At 58.2% G+C, this 17,658-nt stretch carries 14 protein-coding genes, 1 tRNA gene and 1 pseudogene; 8 read left to right on the top strand and 8 right to left on the bottom strand.

Features of this window, described 5'->3' with window-relative positions:
• Positions 1 to 79: 79 nt before the first annotated feature.
• Positions 80 to 394, bottom strand: a complete 315-nt coding sequence (locus KKO72_RS20185; RefSeq protein ID WP_078363654.1) for a DUF2282 domain-containing protein — start codon at positions 392 to 394, stop codon at positions 80 to 82.
• A gap of 146 nt (positions 395 to 540) precedes the next feature.
• On the opposite strand from KKO72_RS20185, the gene KKO72_RS20180 reads away from it, so the two are divergent.
• Positions 541 to 1,149 (top strand): DJ-1/PfpI family protein, encoded by a 609-nt coding sequence (locus tag KKO72_RS20180; RefSeq protein ID WP_214943484.1) that lies wholly within the window; start codon positions 541 to 543, stop codon positions 1,147 to 1,149.
• A gap of 267 nt (positions 1,150 to 1,416) precedes the next feature.
• Positions 1,417 to 1,737 carry a quaternary ammonium compound efflux SMR transporter SugE gene (sugE, locus tag KKO72_RS20175; protein ID WP_214943479.1) on the top strand — a complete coding sequence of 107 codons (321 nt, stop codon included), beginning with the start codon at positions 1,417 to 1,419 and terminating at the stop codon, positions 1,735 to 1,737.
• 3 nt (positions 1,738 to 1,740) lie between these two features.
• Here sugE and KKO72_RS20170 read toward each other — a convergent pair whose 3' ends face one another.
• The 3 genes from KKO72_RS20170 to KKO72_RS20160 are packed head-to-tail and all read right to left on the bottom strand — an operon-like array spanning position 1,741 to position 3,667.
• On the bottom strand, positions 1,741 to 2,139 hold the full coding sequence (locus KKO72_RS20170) for a nuclear transport factor 2 family protein (RefSeq protein ID WP_214943476.1): 399 nt from the start codon (positions 2,137 to 2,139) through the stop codon (positions 1,741 to 1,743).
• A 20-nt stretch (positions 2,140 to 2,159) separates the two neighbouring features.
• Positions 2,160 to 2,795: a DsbA family protein gene (locus KKO72_RS20165; protein ID WP_214943473.1), complete on the bottom strand. Its 636-nt coding sequence runs from the start codon at positions 2,793 to 2,795 to the stop codon at positions 2,160 to 2,162.
• Between the two features lie 8 nt (positions 2,796 to 2,803).
• Positions 2,804 to 3,667 carry an MBL fold metallo-hydrolase gene (locus KKO72_RS20160; protein ID WP_214943470.1) on the bottom strand — a complete coding sequence of 288 codons (864 nt, stop codon included), beginning with the start codon at positions 3,665 to 3,667 and terminating at the stop codon, positions 2,804 to 2,806.
• A 124-nt stretch (positions 3,668 to 3,791) separates the two neighbouring features.
• Between KKO72_RS20160 and KKO72_RS20155 the strand changes: the two genes are divergently transcribed.
• Positions 3,792 to 4,682, top strand: a complete 891-nt coding sequence (locus tag KKO72_RS20155; RefSeq protein WP_214943467.1) for a LysR family transcriptional regulator — start codon at positions 3,792 to 3,794, stop codon at positions 4,680 to 4,682.
• A 64-nt stretch (positions 4,683 to 4,746) separates the two neighbouring features.
• Here the strand turns inward: KKO72_RS20155 and pyk are convergent, their stop codons facing one another.
• Both pyk and KKO72_RS20145 read right to left on the bottom strand, forming a co-directional pair.
• Entirely contained in the window at positions 4,747 to 6,165 is a 1,419-nt protein-coding gene (gene pyk, locus KKO72_RS20150; protein ID WP_214943464.1) for a pyruvate kinase, read from the bottom strand.
• Between the two features lie 221 nt (positions 6,166 to 6,386).
• A complete protein-coding gene (locus KKO72_RS20145; protein WP_214943461.1) occupies positions 6,387 to 7,883 on the bottom strand; it encodes a tagaturonate reductase in 1,497 nt (498 codons plus the stop codon).
• 347 nt (positions 7,884 to 8,230) lie between these two features.
• On the opposite strand from KKO72_RS20145, the gene KKO72_RS20140 reads away from it, so the two are divergent.
• The 5 genes from KKO72_RS20140 (at position 8,231) to KKO72_RS20120 (ending at position 14,392) form a co-directional block, all read left to right on the top strand.
• Positions 8,231 to 9,427, top strand: coding sequence for an acetate/propionate family kinase (locus KKO72_RS20140; protein ID WP_214943458.1), 1,197 nt, complete (start codon positions 8,231 to 8,233; stop codon positions 9,425 to 9,427).
• 341 nt (positions 9,428 to 9,768) lie between these two features.
• Entirely contained in the window at positions 9,769 to 11,937 is a 2,169-nt protein-coding gene (gene dinG, locus KKO72_RS20135; protein ID WP_214943455.1) for an ATP-dependent DNA helicase DinG, read from the top strand.
• A 108-nt stretch (positions 11,938 to 12,045) separates the two neighbouring features.
• Positions 12,046 to 12,375: a hypothetical protein gene (locus tag KKO72_RS20130; protein ID WP_214943452.1), complete on the top strand. Its 330-nt coding sequence runs from the start codon at positions 12,046 to 12,048 to the stop codon at positions 12,373 to 12,375.
• A 191-nt stretch (positions 12,376 to 12,566) separates the two neighbouring features.
• Positions 12,567 to 12,642, top strand: a tRNA-His gene (locus tag KKO72_RS20125).
• Between the two features lie 325 nt (positions 12,643 to 12,967).
• Positions 12,968 to 14,392, top strand: coding sequence for a sodium-dependent transporter (locus KKO72_RS20120; protein ID WP_214943449.1), 1,425 nt, complete (start codon positions 12,968 to 12,970; stop codon positions 14,390 to 14,392).
• A gap of 219 nt (positions 14,393 to 14,611) precedes the next feature.
• Here the strand turns inward: KKO72_RS20120 and KKO72_RS21405 are convergent.
• Positions 14,612 to 14,710 (bottom strand): annotated as a pseudogene (locus KKO72_RS21405) (PEP-CTERM sorting domain-containing protein); the annotation flags it as partial.
• 459 nt (positions 14,711 to 15,169) lie between these two features.
• A complete protein-coding gene (locus KKO72_RS20110; RefSeq protein WP_214943443.1) occupies positions 15,170 to 17,530 on the bottom strand; it encodes a 5'-nucleotidase C-terminal domain-containing protein in 2,361 nt (786 codons plus the stop codon).
• Positions 17,531 to 17,658: the final 128 nt, after the last annotated feature.

Raw genomic sequence — 17,658 nt, 5'->3', positions numbered from 1 at the left:
GTGGGTGGGAGCAAGCTGGGTCTGAAGCTCTGTGTTGGTCAGGTTCAACATGCCAGGTGCTCCGTTCCTTAAGGGCCGATCAGGCTTTGACTTCCTTGAACTCTTGCAGTTGTCCAAAACCTGTGGGCGAGGTTTTGGACATGGTTTTTTCGCAGGTACCCTTGGGAACCATCGACCAGGCATTGCCTTGGTAGTCCATCTTGGAGGTGCCTGCGCAGGTGGTACCCGCACCTGCTTTGCAGTCGTTTTTGCCTTTGAGGGCCACGCCAAAACACTTCTCCATGTCGGCCGCTTGGGCGGCGATAGGGGTTGCCGCAATGGTCAGGGCCGCGCTCATGGCCAGCGCCAGGCCAGCAGCTGTGGTGTAACGTGAAGTGGTGGTTTGGGTTGTCATGTGACTGTCCTTTAAAAAGTTGACATAGGGGAAGTAGGGGAACCGCACGAAACACTTTTTGTACCGTGCTGATGGTTTAGTCGGTGGGGCGGTCGATTTCTTACACCACACAACCAAAAAAGTGTGCTGGCTGGTAAAGTGACCCGATGCACATCGCCATCCTGACCTTCGACGGGTTTAATGAACTCGACTCGCTGATTGCCCTGGGCATTCTCAATCGCATCAAGACGCCAGATTGGCGTGTGTCACTGTGCTGCCCGACGCCAACGGTGACGTCCATGAACGGCGTCACCTTGCACGCGCAATCCACTCTGGCGCAGGCCTGTGCGGCGGACGCGGTGCTGTTTGGCAGTGGCATGAAAACCCGTGAGATTGCCAATGACCCGCGTGTCATGGAGCAGTTGCAGCTTGACCCGGCCAGGCAGCTGATTGGCGCCCAATGTTCAGGCACCTTGATGTTGGCCAAACTGGGGCTGCTGCGGTCGATACCCGCTTGCACTGACCTGCTGACCAAACCGTGGGTGCAGGAAGCCGGGGTGGATGTGCTGAACCAAGCTTTTTACGCGGACGGCAATGTGGCGACCTCTGGTGGGTGTCTGGCCTCCCAGTATTTGGCAACCTGGGTCATCGCCCGCCTGGCGGGGCTGGAGGCGGCCAAGGAAGCGATGTTCTACGTGGCCCCAGTCGGTGAAAAAGAGCTGTATGTTGACCGTGCGATGGCCAATATCACGCCTTATATGCTCGTGAACTGCTAATCTGGATCTGATGACGGCGCCATTGGCTGGTAGCTGCGAATGTGCTCTTGAGCCTGGTGCTGCCGGGGTGGAGTCCTGACCTGTGTTACACCCATCCAGCGTCAGAGTTCGCCACCCGGTGTCCTTGCCTTCACCCTGACGGAGACAGGAAAAAATTACCAACCCTAAAATCCGCGCGCTGTCGCTGCCTTGGTGACGGTCCACAGCAGGGACGACTTTGCTTGGTGACATTCATTGGGGACGGCCCCACTACACAGTGGAGCGTCTATGAATTGGTTGGTCCTTCTGGTTGCTGGGTTGTTTGAAGTGGGCTGGGCTGTGGGGTTGAAGTACACCGATGGTTTCAGCCGCCTTTGGCCGTCTGTGGGGACCGTTGTCGCCATGGCCATCAGCGTCGGGTTGTTGGGCTGGGCCATGCGCGACTTGCCCGTGGGAACCGCTTATGCCGTCTGGGTGGGTGTTGGCGCGGTGGGCACAGCCATTGTGGGCATGATCCTGCTGGGTGAGCCTGTCTCGGCAGCGCGCCTTTTCAGCCTGGGCCTGGTGGTGGCAGGCATTGTGGGCTTGAAACTGTCGTCTGCGGCCTGAGCGTTATTGCATGGCTTGGTGCACCAGCAGTGTGTCGGTGAACTGCTCGAAAGCCACCACCTCGCCGTCTTTCAATGTCCAGACATGGGTAACCCGGGCCTGCATGGGTTTGCCTGTGGCGCGGTAAGTGCCGTGGTAGGTTCCTATACCAACGATGTGGTTACCTCCATCAATGAGTTGCTCGAGTTCAAAGTGAAAGCCGTCCCAATCCCGACCCAGCGCGGCGAAGACGTTGTTGATCACGGCTTGTGGCCCGACCCACGTGCCTGCGCAGGGAAATCCGGCCATCTCCGTCCAGCGCACTTGGGGTGACATATGCGCCATCATGGCCTGAATATCTCTTTGGGCCGACGCGGTGTAATGCGCGCGGACGATGTCGATTGGGGGTGTGTGGGCTTCCATAACTTCCTTTTGTGTGTGGCTTAAGCCGTGATGGCCGCCAGCAGAGTGTCGATCTTGCCAAACAGTAGCTCACTGCGCAGCAAGCGCATCTTGCCGCCCTGGATCAGCACCAAGGCGGGCACACCTCGAACACCCAAGGTTTGCATCAGTTGTTGTGCTTGCTGCAAACGTGTGTTGTTGGCCACCTTGAGCTGTGATTCACCAGCCAGCAGACGCTCGGCAGCAGGGGCCAGGCCGTGCTCGTGCAGGATGTCGGTCACGGTAGACAACTCGCTGGTGTCTTGCCCTTGCACATAACGGGCTTCCTGCAGCAGCTTCAAGGCTGACAGTTCTCGCTGCGGCTCGGTCAGTGATACCGCAGTCAAGGCCAGTGTGACCGCAGCAGAGTCAAAACGGACACCGGATTTGCCCAGAACCTGCGCCCTATAGGCCTCGGTAAAACGCTGGCCGGTGAGTTTTTGAATGCGTGTGTCGTTGGACCAGGCGTAAGCCGCAAAACCCGCATCCATGACACGCCCACCCGCGCCACTGAAAAGACCCGTGGGGGCTAGTTCCAGGTGAATGGTGTGGTGCTGCGCCAGTTGCTGGAGCGCGGGTGAGGCGCCATAACACCAGCCACACAGCGGGTCAAACAGGTAGGTGAGCTTGCTTGTCATGTTGTTGCTTACCACTTCATTTCGCCGGTGTTGACCTTGGCACCGATGTCCAGCGACATGACGCCATCAGTGAGTTGTGGGTAGGTTTTTTTCATTGCGTTGATCAGCTCGGCGCTGGTTTTGCTGGCAGCCAGGTTCTTCTCGAAGCTCAGCAGGTAGTCCTTGGTGAAGCTGATCGCGCTGGCATCCACCGCACTGCCTGCCTTCATGTGGCCGGGTACCACCAAGGCGGGCTTCAGCGCGGCCATCTCATCGAGTTGCGCGACCCAGGCGGCGCGTTCAGCGGCAGTCTGGGTATCAGCGGTCCACACATGCATGTTGCCAAATACGCCGATGTTGCCCACAACAGCCTGGATCGACGGAATCCAGACATAGGGGCGGTGCGCCAGCAGGCCTTGGGTGCCACGGATCTCAATCGCTTGGCCTTCCAGCGTCAGGGTGTTGCCCTCCAATGCGCGTGGCACCACCGGTGTGTGCGGCGCATTGGCACCCATCTTGGGGCCCCAGAAGGCGACCTTGCCTGCCAGCTTGGCGGTGAGTTTGGCCAGCACGGCGGGTGTGCTCACCACATCGGCCTGGGGGAAGAACGTTTTCAGGGTTTCCACACCAAAGTAGTAGTCCGGGTCGGCCTGGCTGACGTAGATGGTGGTGAGCTGTTTGCCGCTGTCGAGCACATTGGCGGCGATACGCAGGGCGTCGGCGCGGGTGAAGCCGGCGTCAATCACCAAAGCGTCTTTTTCGCCATAGACCAGTGCGGAGTTGACATTGAAGCTGTTGCCACCCGCGTTGTAGACCTTGATGCTCAGAGGTTGGGCGGCTTGGGCGGTGAAAGCGATGGCGAGCGAGGCGGCGATAACGGTGGTGCGGATCATGGAAAACTCCTGGTGTGTGGTTTAAACAGTGGCTACTCTGTAGCGCTGGAATGAACTGTAATTGCAATATTCGCGCAGATAAACCCCATAATCCGGCCATTACTGTTTCTTAAAACGAGCAAATATGGACCGTTTAACCGCCATGCAGGTGTTTGTCGACGTGGCCAACAGTGGCAGCTTCAGCGCCACGGCCGACAAGCTCGACATGTCGCGCGCCATGGTTACGCGTTATGTGGCTGAGCTGGAGCAGTGGCTGGGCGCACGCCTGTTGCAACGCACCACCCGCAGCGTGACACTGACCGATGCCGGTGAACACTGCCTGCGCCGCAGCCAGCAAATGCTGGCACTGATGCTTGACGTGGAGGAGGAAACCAGCAGCCCCGACAGTGCGTTACGTGGGCAGTTGCGCATCACCTGCAGTGTGTCGTTTGCCTACGCGCAGTTGGCGGCGGCTGTGGCCGGTTTTCTGGTGCAGTACCCGCAGCTCAAGATCGACCTCAATGCCAGCGAGGGGGCGCTCAATTTGGTGGACACGCGCATTGACTTGGCCATCCGTATCAGCGCCGAGCCTGACCCGGCGCTGATTGGCCGCGTGTTGGCACCGTGTGCTTCGGTGCTGGTGGCCTCCAGGTCTTACCTGGCGACACACGGTGTGCCTGAGAGCCCGGCCGACCTGGCCAAACACCGCTGCCTGAGTTATGCCAACTTTGGCAAAAGTATCTGGACACTGCGCCGTGGGGAAGAACAAGCCAAAGTCAGCGTGGGCAGCCACTTCAGTGCCAACGAGGCCACCGCCTTGTTGAGCGCCGCGTTGGCCGGTGGTGGTATCGCGCTGCAACCAACCTACCTGGCCAACCGCCATCTGGCCGACGGCAGTCTGCAGCAGGTGTTGCCCGAATGGACACTGCCCGACATGGCGATCTACGCGCTGTACCCCTCACGCAAGAATTTGTCCCCGGCGGTGCGCGCTTTGCTGGACTATCTGGTGGCGCGTTTTGCCACGGTGCCGTGGTAACGCACAAAAAGAAAAACGCGCTTGCCCCGAATCCGGGACAAGCGCGTTGGCGCTAGCTTTTTTATCAGCCGATTTGTGCGATACGCATCAAATTGGTGGTGCCTGAGGTGTTGAAGGGAACACCAGCTGACACCACGATGGTGTCGCCCGTTTTGCCCAGACCTTCTTTTTTGGCAGTTTCGCAGGCCCAGTCGCTCATTTCCAGCACGTCTTGAACGTCATGGCACAGCACGGGGTAGACGCCCCAGGTCAGGGCCAACTGACGTGCAACGGCACGCTTTGGTGTCATGCCTATGATGGGTGCCTGAGGGCGTTCGCGTGCCATACGCAGCGCGGAATAACCTGAGCTGGTATAGGCCACAACAGCTGCCACATTCAGTAGCTCAGCCACGTTGCGCACCGCCACACCGATGGCGTCAGACGGTACCGGGATGTGGGTGGTCTGAGAGGCTTTGATCGCCTCACGGTAGTAGGGGTCAGCTTCGGTTTGCGCAATGATGGAGTTCATCATGCTCACGGCTTCGACTGGGTATTTGCCGGAGGCGGACTCGGCGGACAACATCACGGCATCGGCGCCGTCGTAAATCGCGGTGGCCACGTCGGAGGCTTCGGCACGGGTGGGCACCGGTGCGGTGACCATGGATTCGAGCATCTGTGTGGCCACAATCACCGGTTTGCCGGCTTCGCGGCACGCACGGACGATGCGTTTCTGAATGGCTGGCACTTGTTCTGGCGGCATTTCCACACCCAGATCACCACGTGCCACCATCACCGCATCCGTTTCAGCCACGATGGCATCGAGGCTCAGGATGGCTGCCGGTTTTTCAAGCTTGGCCACAATACGTGCCCGGCCTTTGACGATGGCTTTGATTTCGACGATGTCTTCTGGGCGCTGAACAAATGACAAGGCGATCCAGTCGATGCCCAGTGTCAGTCCGTAGTCCAGGTCTGAGCGGTCTTTTTCGGTCAGGGCCGACAGCGGCAAAACGACGCCTGGCACATTGACACCCTTGCGGTCAGACACAGCACCACCGGCGATCACGCGGGTTTCTGCAAAGTCGGGGCCAAAACTCTCCACACGCAGACGCACCCGGCCGTCATCCACCAACAAGTCAGTGCCAACTTCCAAGGCATTAAAAATTTCGGGGTGGGGCATCGGTGCCCGGGTTTGGTCACCGGGCTTGTCGGTGTTCAAGTCCAGACGGAAAGACGCGCCTTCGGCCAGCATGATCGGTCCCTTGGCAAATGTGCCCAGGCGCAACTTGGGGCCTTGCAGGTCCAACAAAACGCCAATCGGGCGGCCGGCATGCCGTTCAATCGCGCGGATGGTGTCCAGGCGTTGTTTGTGGTCTTCTTGTGTGCCGTGGCTGAAATTCAGACGGAAAACGTCGGCACCCGCCTCAAACAGGGCCTGAATGGTTTCGCGATCAGCGCTGGCTGGTCCGAGGGTTGCGACGATTTTGGCGTTACGGTTACGATGCATTTTTTTAATCCTTGGTCGTTTTAAATAGTCTGGCTCTGTGATTTTTAACGTTCACGAGATGATCCGATTGGAGACATCAAGTCAGGTGGAGCCTGTTCACGGCTGGTGCCTTCGAAGGTCGACTTGCGCCAGATCGTGCAGGTGGTCATTGTGGATAGTCAGTTTTTTGTTAGCTTATTGATGTAAAACGCACGGCCCTGCATTTTGCCTTCTTCAAGGGTTCATAACTCGCTCATGGCCAATTTGATACCGATCTCCTTGATCCGGATCAAAGCGCTGGCCGTCTGCTGTGCCAAGCCAGGAACCTGGGTCAGGTCCTCGCCCCACAGCCGGACGTCTGCAAGCAGCGTTGATGCGACTTGGTTCAAGTCCGTGGCGCCATTCCAAGCCGCGTGCATGATCGCCAGGATGTCGGCGTTGTCTTTGATCGGATAGGTTTGATCCTGGCGCAGACCCTGGTAGTCCCCGTTGGCAGCGAACTGTCCCTTGTAAAAAGTGAGCAGCGCAGCCAATGAGAACGAGAGCCCTGCAGGTGCTTTGCCGTGTTTGGCGGCGTAATCCTTGATGGTTGGCAACACGCGCACTTGCCACTTGGAGACCGAGTTCAGCGCAATCGAGATCAGCTCATGGCGGATGTGTGGGTTGGCAAAACGCTCCACAATCGTCTCCGCATAGGCCTTGCGCTCGGCCTCTGGCAGCGGCACGAAGGGGACAATTTCTTCGAACATCACCTTGTTCAGGAACTTGGACACTACAGCGTCTTCGGTCATCTCGCGTACAGTGTCCAGCCCGGCGCAGTAGGCAGCCAGTGAACTGGCGGTATGGGCGCCATTGAGGATGCGAACCTTGCGCGTGCGGTAGGGCTGTAAGTCCTCTGTCCACACCACATCCAGACCCGCCTTGTGCAGTGGCAGCTCGTCGGCAATCTTGGCTGGTCCTTCGATGACCCACAGCAGGAACGGCTCGGCCGCCACGGTCAACGGGTCCTTGTAGCCAAAATCGGCGAACAGCGCCTCAGCCTCGGCTGCAGGAAAACCCGGGACGATGCGGTCCACCAGTGTGTTGCAGAACACGTTGTGTTCCTTGACCCACGCGACGAACTCGGCGGGCAAGTCCCAGGCCTGTGCAAACTGCAACACATAGTTTTTGAGCTTGGTGCCGTTGGCTTCGATCAGTTCGGCCGGCAGGAACACCAAGCCCGATTCTGGGGAGCCGCCAAATGCTTTGAAACGGGCCAACAGCAGCGCCGTCACCTTGGCCGGGAAGTTGACCGGGCACTTGCCTTCGACCAAGGCTTCAGCGACATAAGCGATACCGGCCTCGGTGGTGTTGGAGACGACAAAACGCAAAGCCGGGTCCTGCATGGTGGCCAGCATGGCGTCCCAATGGGTGTAGGGGTTGAGGGTGTCTTTGACGCAGCTCACCAAGCGTTTGGACTGGACCGGTTGGCCGTTTTGCACACCGCGCAGCAATACCGTGAACAGCTGGTCCTGGGCTTTCATGAGGTCGGCGATACCGCGGTCGATGGGCTGCGCCATGATCACTTCGGCGTTCATCAGGCCCGCACCATTGGTGACATCGACCATCCAGTCGACAAAGGCGCGCAGGAAATTGCCGTCACCAATTTGCAGGATGCGCACGGGCTTCAGGGACGAGGGGGCGCTTGATTCAACGCCCAGCTTGCCCTCGGCAAGCTTCTGGCGGTTCAGTTCATACATGTCTTGATCCTTTCTGGTCATTTATTCCGCCGCGCATCCAAGAGCGCAGCGCACTTCAGGTGTTTGTCAGAATGTGCCGTCAAAGCGGCCAATGGTGGTTAGGCTTGCCCTGGACAGGCGCTTGATCGCTCGATTCACACTTGTGTGTGCTTGACAGGCGCGGACTCTACACCAAATCGGGTCAAAATCCAAGAAACATGAAACACTGTTTTGTTTACGATGACTATTTTCACAAATAATTGAAACGATGTTTCATAAATTACAGACTTTGTCGTATATTCTCGGTACTGCCTGAAATGATTTGTCGTCAATTGGGCGTTGTCCAACCAACACAGTGAAAAGTGAACATGACCAAGCACAAAGCCTATCTGGTGCTCAACGCCGGTTCTTCGAGCCTCAAGTTCTCGGTATTTCGGCAAGCGACTGACTCCACCGAACTGCAGACTATTTTGTCCGGGCAGATTGCGGGTATTGGTAGTCTTGCCACCTTTGAAGCCAAAGATGCTAGTCGCCGCGTTTTGGCCAAACACAGCTGGAACGAAAGCGACTCGAACAGCCGCGACGTCATGCTCCAGTATTTGCTGGACTGGATCAGCACCACCCTGGTGGACGATCAGATTGTTGCCGCCGGCCACCGTGTGGTTCATGGCGGGCGCTTCCTGGGTCTGCCAATGAAGGTCACACCTGCGTTGTTGAACGATCTGGAGCAGCTGGTTCCACTGGCGCCGCTGCATCAGCCACACAATTTGGCGCCCATCCACATCCTGGCACGCAATCATCCTGAACTGGATCAGGTGGCTTGTTTTGATACCGCTTTTCATAGCACCCAACCCAAGCAGGCCAAGACCTATGCACTGCCACGGGCACTCAGCGACGAGGGTGTATGCAAATACGGTTTTCACGGCCTGTCTTACGAGTACGTCAGCAAACAACTGCTGGCCACGCGCCCGGAGTTGGCCTCAGGCCACATAGTGATCTGTCATTTGGGCAATGGATCCAGCCTGTGTGCCGTCAAGGACGGTCGCAGCATGGACACCACCATGGGCTTCACGGCGCTGGACGGTGTGCCAATGGGCACCCGCTCGGGCAGCATTGATCCGGGGGTGCTTCTGTACCTGATGCGTGAGAAGAAGATGGACCTGGAAGCCATTGAGGATCTGCTGTATCGGCGTTCGGGTTTGCTCGGTGTATCCGGCCTGTCCAATGACATGAAGGTGCTCGAGGAATCGAATGATCCCCACGCCAGAGAAGCTGTTGACCTGTTCTGCTTTCGCGTAGCCAAGGAAGTTGCTGCGATGGCTGCCTCCATGGGTGGACTTGATGCTTTGGTTTTTACGGCTGGTATTGGGGAAAACTCGCCCTACATCCGCAACACGATTGCCCAACGTCTGGCCTGGCTTGGTGTCAAGCTGGATGCTGATGCCAACTCTTCACGTCAATTCAACATTTCGGCCGCAGATGCACGCGTTCCCACCTTTGTGGTGCCGACCAACGAAGAAATGATGATTGCCAAACACGCGATGAATCTGCTTGCGGCTGCTTAGATGTTGTGCGTGTGTCAACACCAGGGTGTTGGACACCTTCGGTAAGTCTGTCTAAAGCATGACAACACGGGGGCCACGGGTCCCCGTTTGCCTATGTGGCGTAGCGAGTTTGCACGCCTGGCGTTGATCCGGTCATTGGTTTTGGGCCTTGGATGGCGTACCTGTGAAAGCTGCCTTGGCGTGTATCACGGGGATTCAGCCGTGCCAGATACAATCATTGGCGCCTGAGTCAGATGCTTGGTTTGGGTATAAGCCTATGATTTATATTAAAAAAATATCCATGTCGCGTTGTCTGTGGCTGTCTGTTGAGGCCACCACGGTGGGCGTGGGTGGGCGTCGCTTTGACTGACCAAGCCTTGGCAGCGCTGTCGCTGGCCGCGTTTGACCAGATGGTCGCCAGCACCCCGGCGTTCCGGTCGCGTCCCGGCCAGCGCGAGATGGCCGAACGCATCGCCACCGCCTTGCACAACGTCACCTTGGGTGACCATGCCGATCCCGAAAAAGCCATTGCGGTGATCCAGGCCGGTACCGGTGTCGGCAAATCGGCAGCTTATTTGTCGACCACGGTGGCGCTGGCGCTGGCACGCAAGACACGGGTGGTGGTCTCTACCGCCACGGTGGCGCTGCAAGAACAGCTCATGACCAAAGACCTGCCCGCGCTGGCCGCAGCGTTGGACACCCCGTTTGTGTACGCATTGGCCAAAGGTCGCGGGCGTTATGTCTGCAAACTCAAGCTGGAACGTCTGGCTGGAGCTGGTGAGGATGACAGCAGCGAGTTATTTGGCGTGGATGAAGACGCGCCACCGCCCCCAACCGCGTATGCCAAACAGCTCAAGAGCCAAGACTGGCAAGACCCCGAAGAGCGTCGGATGGCCTTGTACGACACCCTGGCCAATGCGCTGGCCGCTGGCCGTTGGGATGGTGACCGCGATAGCCTGGCTGAACAACCTGACCCGCGCGATTGGTCTACAGTGGCAGCCGAGCGCCACACTTGCACGGCACGGCACTGCCCCTTGTTTCGCAGTTGCAGTTATTACAACGCGCGCACCTTATTGGCACAGGCCCAGGTGATTGTGGCGAATCACGATCTGGTGCTGGCCTCACTTGGCATGAAGGCGCTGCCCGAACTCGACAACTGCCTAGTGGTATTTGACGAAGGCCACCACCTGCCTGCGGTGGCACTCGACCAGTTTTCTGGCGCCATGGACCTGAGTGGCCTGCGCTGGCTCGACAAGTTGCCCAAAATCCTGCACGAGGTCGCTGAAAAAATGGGTGTGGCGGTCGAGCAAGACGTGATCACCCTGGCCCAGCAGCTCAAAACCGCGCTGCTGGACGCGGGCCGTATCGCCATGGACCTGCTGCGTGGTGTGGCCGCGGGTTACGACATCGTGCACCGTTTTCCTGATGGTGTGTTGCCCGATGCTTTCGTGGAACCGATGACGCTGATTCACGGCCACGCTCAGGGTTTGTCGGCGGTGCTGGAAGCCCTGGGCGCTGAGCTCAAACTGCGTGCCAAGGAAGACCCAACACAGGCCGCACAGAACTCGGTGCAGTACGCCAAACTGGGACAGATGGCGCCCAAACTCAACAGTGTGCTGGGTACCAGCGCGATGTTACTGGCGCATGAAGCGCAGCCGATGGCCAAGTGGCTCAAGTCCGACACCAGCAGCGGCCTGGTGTCGCTGAGTGCCCATGCCTGCCCGATCGTGCCCGGCAGCCTGCTGCACCATCACCTGTGGCGCCAAGTGCGCGGTGCGGTCGTCACCTCGGCATCCCTCACCAGCTGTGGCAGTTTTGACTACTTTCTGGCTGAAACCGGGCTGGACCAGCTCGAGCATGTCAGCACCTTGGCGGTGGACAGCCCGTTTGATTACCGCCAGCAAGGCCAACTGCTGGTGGTCGACACCGTGGCCGACCCGCGCCATGTCGAGGGTTTTACGCGCGAAATGGTGGCCGCCTTGCTGGCCGACTTGCGCGAAGTGGCACACGGTGCACTGGTGTTGTTCACCTCGCGTGTGCAGATGAAAGCATCGGTGGACGCACTGGACGCCACGCTGCTGGGCGTGGTGCTGGTGCAGGGCCAGTTGTCGCGCGCGCGTCTGCTTGGCACCCACATGGCGCGTGTCGAGGCAGGCCAACCTTCGGTGATTTTTGGTTTGCAGTCGTTTGGCGAAGGGCTGGATTTGCCGGGCCATTTGTGTGAGACAGTGTTTATCACCAAGCTACCGTTTGCGTCCCCCTCAGACCCGGTGGAAGAGGCCCGTTCTGAGTGGCTCAAGCGCGAGGGGCGCGACCCGTTTTCTGAATTGGTGGTGCCCGCCACCGGCATCCGCCTGCTGCAGTGGACTGGCCGCGCCATCCGCACCGAAGACGATTTAGCGCGGGTGGTGTGTTATGACAAACGCCTGCTGTCCACTGCATATGGCCGGCGCATGTTGCAGGGCTTGCCGCCCTATGCGGTGCTGCGCCGTGTGCGCGGGCAGATACAAGCCGTTGCCGGGTCGCTTTGAAGAAGAAAGCGCTTGTGCCACAGAGTGTGGTGGCTTGTATCGGCGAGGTAAAGTGGCTTGCAAAAGGGGATGGATGCCCCATTTGAACGTTTCACAAGGAGCAATGTTTTGAGTGATGTGTTGTTGAAACTACTGGGTTTTATTGTGCGTGTGGGTTTGCTGCTGGCCGGTCTGGTGTTTTTTGCCAGCCTGCTGGCCGCTGGCTTTTTGGTCCTGATCCTGTGGCTGTTGCGTGCGTTGTGGGCCAAGTTGACCGGCCAGCCGGTGAGCCCATGGACGTTTCAGATGAATCGCCAGGCCATGTGGCAACGTTTTAACCAAGGCGGCTTTGGGCAGTCTGGCAGGGCAGCGCCGAGCCCTGACAACGTGGTGGATGCAGAGGTGACGGACGTGACAGAGGTCACCGATGTAGAGCCCAAACGCATCACACCGCGTTGATCCGGAGTTGCTCCGCCGCTTTTTTGTAAAAATTCCCAGGTGTTCTCGGCATGCATGCAACAACCCATGTGAATCTGCATCAGCACTGCGCGGCCTTCGCAGCGGGGTGATCGAGATTTAATGGCCTTATCTCGCTTTCGGATTCGAGAGCGGAATTTTGGCAGTGTCGTGATGTTATAATTTTGGGCACGGTGGCTGTAGCTCAGTTGGTAGAGTCCAGGATTGTGATTCCTGTTGTCGTGGGTTCGAGCCCCATCAGCCACCCCAAGTCATTCAAAAAACCTGCTGTTTAAAACTAGCAGGTTTTTTTTTGCACCGGTGATGGCCAGAGTCGTCATGGGTACATGGTTTGAAGAAGCAATCTGCGTTGCTGTGTATGGTCGGTATGTTGCCTCTTGGTCACCATCGAGATGACGTGTAAGGGTTGCAGAGATAGAGAGGAGGACGTGTCACTAGGTGGTGGCCTGGTGTCTCAGGCAGTCATTTGTTGCGGTCTGCCGCTGGCAGCCAAAACCTGGTCAAGGGCAGTGTGTACTTTGCACGAAGCCCTGTGCGTCGTTTCTTTTTTGCAGCACCTTTGCGGTGTGCCTCTATGTCTCGTCATAAAAATAGCCATTTGATCACGCCCGATGGGGCAGCCCCCAATTCTGCCGTGGTTTCCAAGTCGGGGCTTACGCGTGTTGGCTTCAGCACCGGCTTTGGTGTGCTGGCAGCCACACTGGGCTCCGCTGTTGGCCTGGGCAACATCTGGAAATTTCCGTACCTGACCGGGGCCAATGGCGGTGCCGGTTTCCTGTTGGTGTATGTGCTGGCCACGCTGCTGGTCGGCTTGCCGGTGATGATGGCCGAGATCTCGCTCGGGCGTGTGGGCAAGGCCAACCCCATTTCCACCTTGCAGGCTTTGGCACCCAAAGGTCAGCCCTGGTGGCTGATTGGTGCGGCAGGCATGTTGGGGGCTTTTCTGATCCTGTCGTTTTATTCCGAAGTGGTCGCCTGGGTGTTTGCCTATGTGGTCAAAGCCATGCGTGGCTCGATCCTCAGCAGTGACCCGAAGGTGACGGAGGCCGCGTTTGGCGCCTTGATCAGCGACCCGATGCAGTCACTGTTGTGGCAGTGGGGGGTGCTGGTGTTTATTGGGGGCATCTTGCTGATGGGGGTCACCAAGGGCATTGAGGCCATCACCAAAAAGCTGATGCCGATCCTGTTGTTGCTGCTGGTGCTGTTGTGTGCCGTCAGTCTGACCCTGGACAAGGCGCTGGACGGCCTGGCCTTTTTGTTCCAGCCGGATTTCAGCAAAATCACCGCTTCGGTCGTACTCACCGCCATGGGGCTAGCCTTCTTCAAACTGTCGATCGGCATGGGCACCATGATGACCTATGGCAGTTATTTCCGTGACGATCAGAACATCCCGCTCACCACGGTGCGTGTCATGGCGGCGGATCTGTGTATCTCGATGCTGGCAGGCATCGCCATCTTTCCGGCGGTGTTCACCTTTGGTTTTGCACCTACCGCCGGGCCCGCCCTGGTGTTTATCACGATCCCGGCGGTGTTTTCCCAGATCCCGATGGGGCAGGGCTTGATGGTGGTTTTCTTTGTGCTGGCCTCCATCGCTGCCACCGGTGCCATGCTGTCGCTGATGGAGGTGCCGGTGGTGATCCTGCATGAGCGTGTGGGTCTGTCGCGCCCGAAAGCCACGCTGTTGACCATTGCTTTGCTGGTGGTCCTGGGCTCGGCCAGTGCCCTGAGCAACAGCACGCTGGCTGACTTCAAGCTGTTTGGCCTGACGCCGTTTGATGTGGCTGACTTTGTATCGTCCAACATCATTTTGCCGATCGGGGGCATTTTCATTGCCTTGTTTGTCGGCTGGGCCTGGGGGCTGGACAAATTCAGCCAAGCCATGAGCAACCAAGGCCAACTGCGCAACCAACAGCTGATCCGGGTGGTGTTTTTCTTGCTGTGTTATGTGTCGCCAGCCTTGATCCTGATCGTGATGCTCAAGGGCCTCAAGCTGTTTTAGTAGGTACTGCCGTCGCTTTTGAGATGGTTGTAAGCCATTTCCGTGACCCAGAAGCCCATGCATCTCTGGTTCCGGATGCGATGATTTGATCATGGTCGCAAGCTAGTTGTTCAGAATCAGGACATCAGCCTGTTCGTCAGAACAAATGACTGAACATTCGAACTGTCATATCTGCTGACGAAATCGTTGTTCAACTCGCTTGGGCCGAAATCGTTGAGGTCAGTGATTGGTTTGGTTCAGTTTGCGGCGGCGCGCGATGCCACTCATGAGTGCCAGGCCAGCCAGCAGCAGGGCGTAGGTTTCGGGTTCAGGAACAGGTGCGTAGATCACGCTGCCGGCACCAGAATCGCCGAGTTGGGTGTCGTAGGCCAAATAGGCTTCGCTGATGTTGCTGTAGCCGGTTATCAGCGTGAAGCCTTCCGTTGTGGTGCCTGCGCTATAGGAGAGGCCAAGGAAGGTGCCGTAGTTGTAGTTGACCTCGACGGTACCGCTGGCCTCGGCAAGTGTGTAGTTGTTCCCAAGGAAAGACATGGTCATCTGGTTGACAGGAATCCATTCGTCGCTGAGGTTGGTGAGGGTGGCATCGTCGAAACTGAAGGAGCCAGAAAAGGTCTGGCCGATGTACGCGCCGGAGTCGATCAAACCAGAGAAGCTGTAGTTCTGGATGGCCGCTTGAGCTGCCGGAAGGGTGATGAGGAATGCGCTAACGAGTGCAACTTTGCGGATCAAGGCGTTCATGTTGAAAGACTCCTGTTGGGTTTGATGAAAGGGTTAGGGTCAATAAGCGAAATCACGACCGGGAGCGAGCTGTTTGGCTGTCAGCCCCTTAAGCGTGAGCAGTGCACGGGCGGGTGCCGAACCGTTGTTGCCATCGGTATCAATTTGCACGCTGGTGCCACCCGTCACATCAACCAGTTTCAGGTAGCCGTCGGCCACTGGCTGGCAGCCATTGGCCACTTTGCAGCCGATGCTGGCCAGCAGAGCCGACAGGTCGATCTTGTCGGCATAGGGTGTGAAGTCGGTGATGATGTCGCCCGCATCACGCATGCTGGTGTAGACAAAGCGGTCGTTACCCGCGCCACCTGTCAGCGTGTCGGCGCCAATGCCACCGTTGATGACATCTTCACCCGCCGTGCCAACGATCACATCACGCCCCGCAGTGCCGGTTTTGTTCAGACCGGGGGTGGTTTTTGCAATGGCCAGATCGATCAGGCGGCCGCCTTTGTCGTAGGCGTTTTCCAGGCCATACATGTTGGTTGTGATCTCGTCACCATCAGCCGCGCTGTCGCGTTGGAGACCACCAGTGGCTTTGGCTGCCTTGATGAAGTTTGCTAGCGCTTCCTGATAGGTGATGGTGAACGGGTCGTTCTCGAAAACCACGCCGTTGGCGGCAAACGGGTAGTTGTCGCCACCGGCGGCGGTGAAATCGATGGTGGTAAAGGAGAATGTGCGCAAAGGGGCGACCACCACGCCGTTGTCAATCAGCACGGTGCCGTCATCCAGCACAACGCGGCGAACACGGTCACCGGTGCCCACATTGGCCACCACTGTGCTGCGCGCGGTACGGGTGGTGTCGTAAAACACCTGTATACCTGAGATCTGGGCAAACTTGCCATTGACCGCGCCATTGGGGCTGGCGGAGCTGACCGAGTGCTCCAGAATGTCTTTGAGTTGGGTTGCGTTCATCACCGGTGCACGCTTGACCAAGTTGGTGAAGGGCAAGATGTTGAATGTGTCACCCACGGTCACGTCGCCTGGCACGGCGATGCTGGTGCGGATACCTCCGCCGTTTTGGATGGCAATGTCAGTCTTGCCAGCAAAGCGCATAGCGTCGGCCACCAAGTTGCCCAAGCCGGTGTCAGCGTTACGAACGCCTGCGGTGTAGGTGCAAGTGGTGGCAGGTGCCACTGGCGTGCACGCGGCATGGGTGGGGCCGTTGAGCTTGACTGCGGTGGTGCCAATGATTTGTGCGTTGAGCTCGCTGATGTAGTTCAGGACCGGGGTGACAACGCTGGCGTTGAGGGTGGCGTCGCCAGTTACCTTGTCGGCGTCGGTCGCTGCACCAGTCACGCGGATCATGCGTGTGTTGTCCAGGCTGGTGACTTTGCCGGTGCTGTCGTCCAGGGTCAGGTTGACTTCACCGACATAGCGGTTGCCAAAGTGGCCGGTGACCACCGGCACTTGTTTGCCGGTACTGTCGGTGGCATAGACCGGGTCGGTGTTGTAGCTGGGTTCAACGCCGCCGTTGATGACAGCGTCGTCGGGGTCTTTCATCAGCTCGTGGCCACCACCGGAGATGACCAGGTCAACATGGTGCAGTGCAGGAACCAGGATGTTGATTTCGTTGTTGGCGTTTTGCAGGTGGCTCATGACGATGACCGCGCTAACACCATCTGTACTGCGCAGGCGATCCACCTCGGCCTGGACCAGCGGAATCATGTCAGCCAGATTCTCGGCCTCAGTGTTGGCCTCGCTCCAGTTTTTCATGATGCCATCTGGTGGCGACGAGATGCCAGGCAGCAGAGGCGTGGTGGCGCCCACGATGCCGACCTTTTTGCCGCCTTGGGTGGTGACGATCTTGGATGCGGCTACTTTGCCCGACTCTGCCAGTGCCTGGAATTCAGGTGTGACAGAGAAGTCGAGGTTGACAGACAAATAGGTCGAGCCAGATACCTTGGCAAAGCGGGCTGCAATCGGGCCGGTGTTGTCCAGGTCGAATTCGTGGTTGCCGAAAGTGGTGGCGTCAAAGCCGATACGACGGCTGGCAATGGCGTCGTAGAAGTCTTGACCGCCATCGGCTGCGGCGTTGGCCAAGTTGACAAAGCTGGCGTTCAGGCGCGGACCGGCCAAGAAGGAGTCACCGGCATTGAGGGTGATGACGGACTTGCCTGCAGCAGCCGCAGCAGATTTGGCGTTGGCAATCACCGTTGCCAGACGGTCAATGCCGCCGTAATACGAGATGACTTGTCCAGCGTTGTCGCGCAGATTGCCCTGGGCGGAAATGAGCCAAGACTCCTGGTCACCCACGTGCAAAATGGTCAATCCTTCGGCCCAAGTGGTGCCGTAGCTGGTGGCCAGCACCAGAGAAATGGCCGCGTACGAGGCCTTGCGGCGCCAAATGTTGCGAGCAGCTTTCATGAGATCGATCTCCAAAGTGTCAAGTTGTAGGTTGAAAGAGGGAAGTGGGTTCACAAACCGAGGTCACGGCGTGGGTCAATCTGGGCGGCGCGCACGCCGGTGAGCACCACCAGCGGGTGGGCCTGGGC

The sequence above is a fragment of the Rhodoferax sp. U11-2br genome (genome assembly GCF_018619435.1).
In the GTDB taxonomy this organism is placed as follows: Bacteria; Pseudomonadota; Gammaproteobacteria; order Burkholderiales; family Burkholderiaceae_C; genus Rhodoferax.
This window is presented reverse-complemented; position numbering and strand designations above follow the sequence as displayed.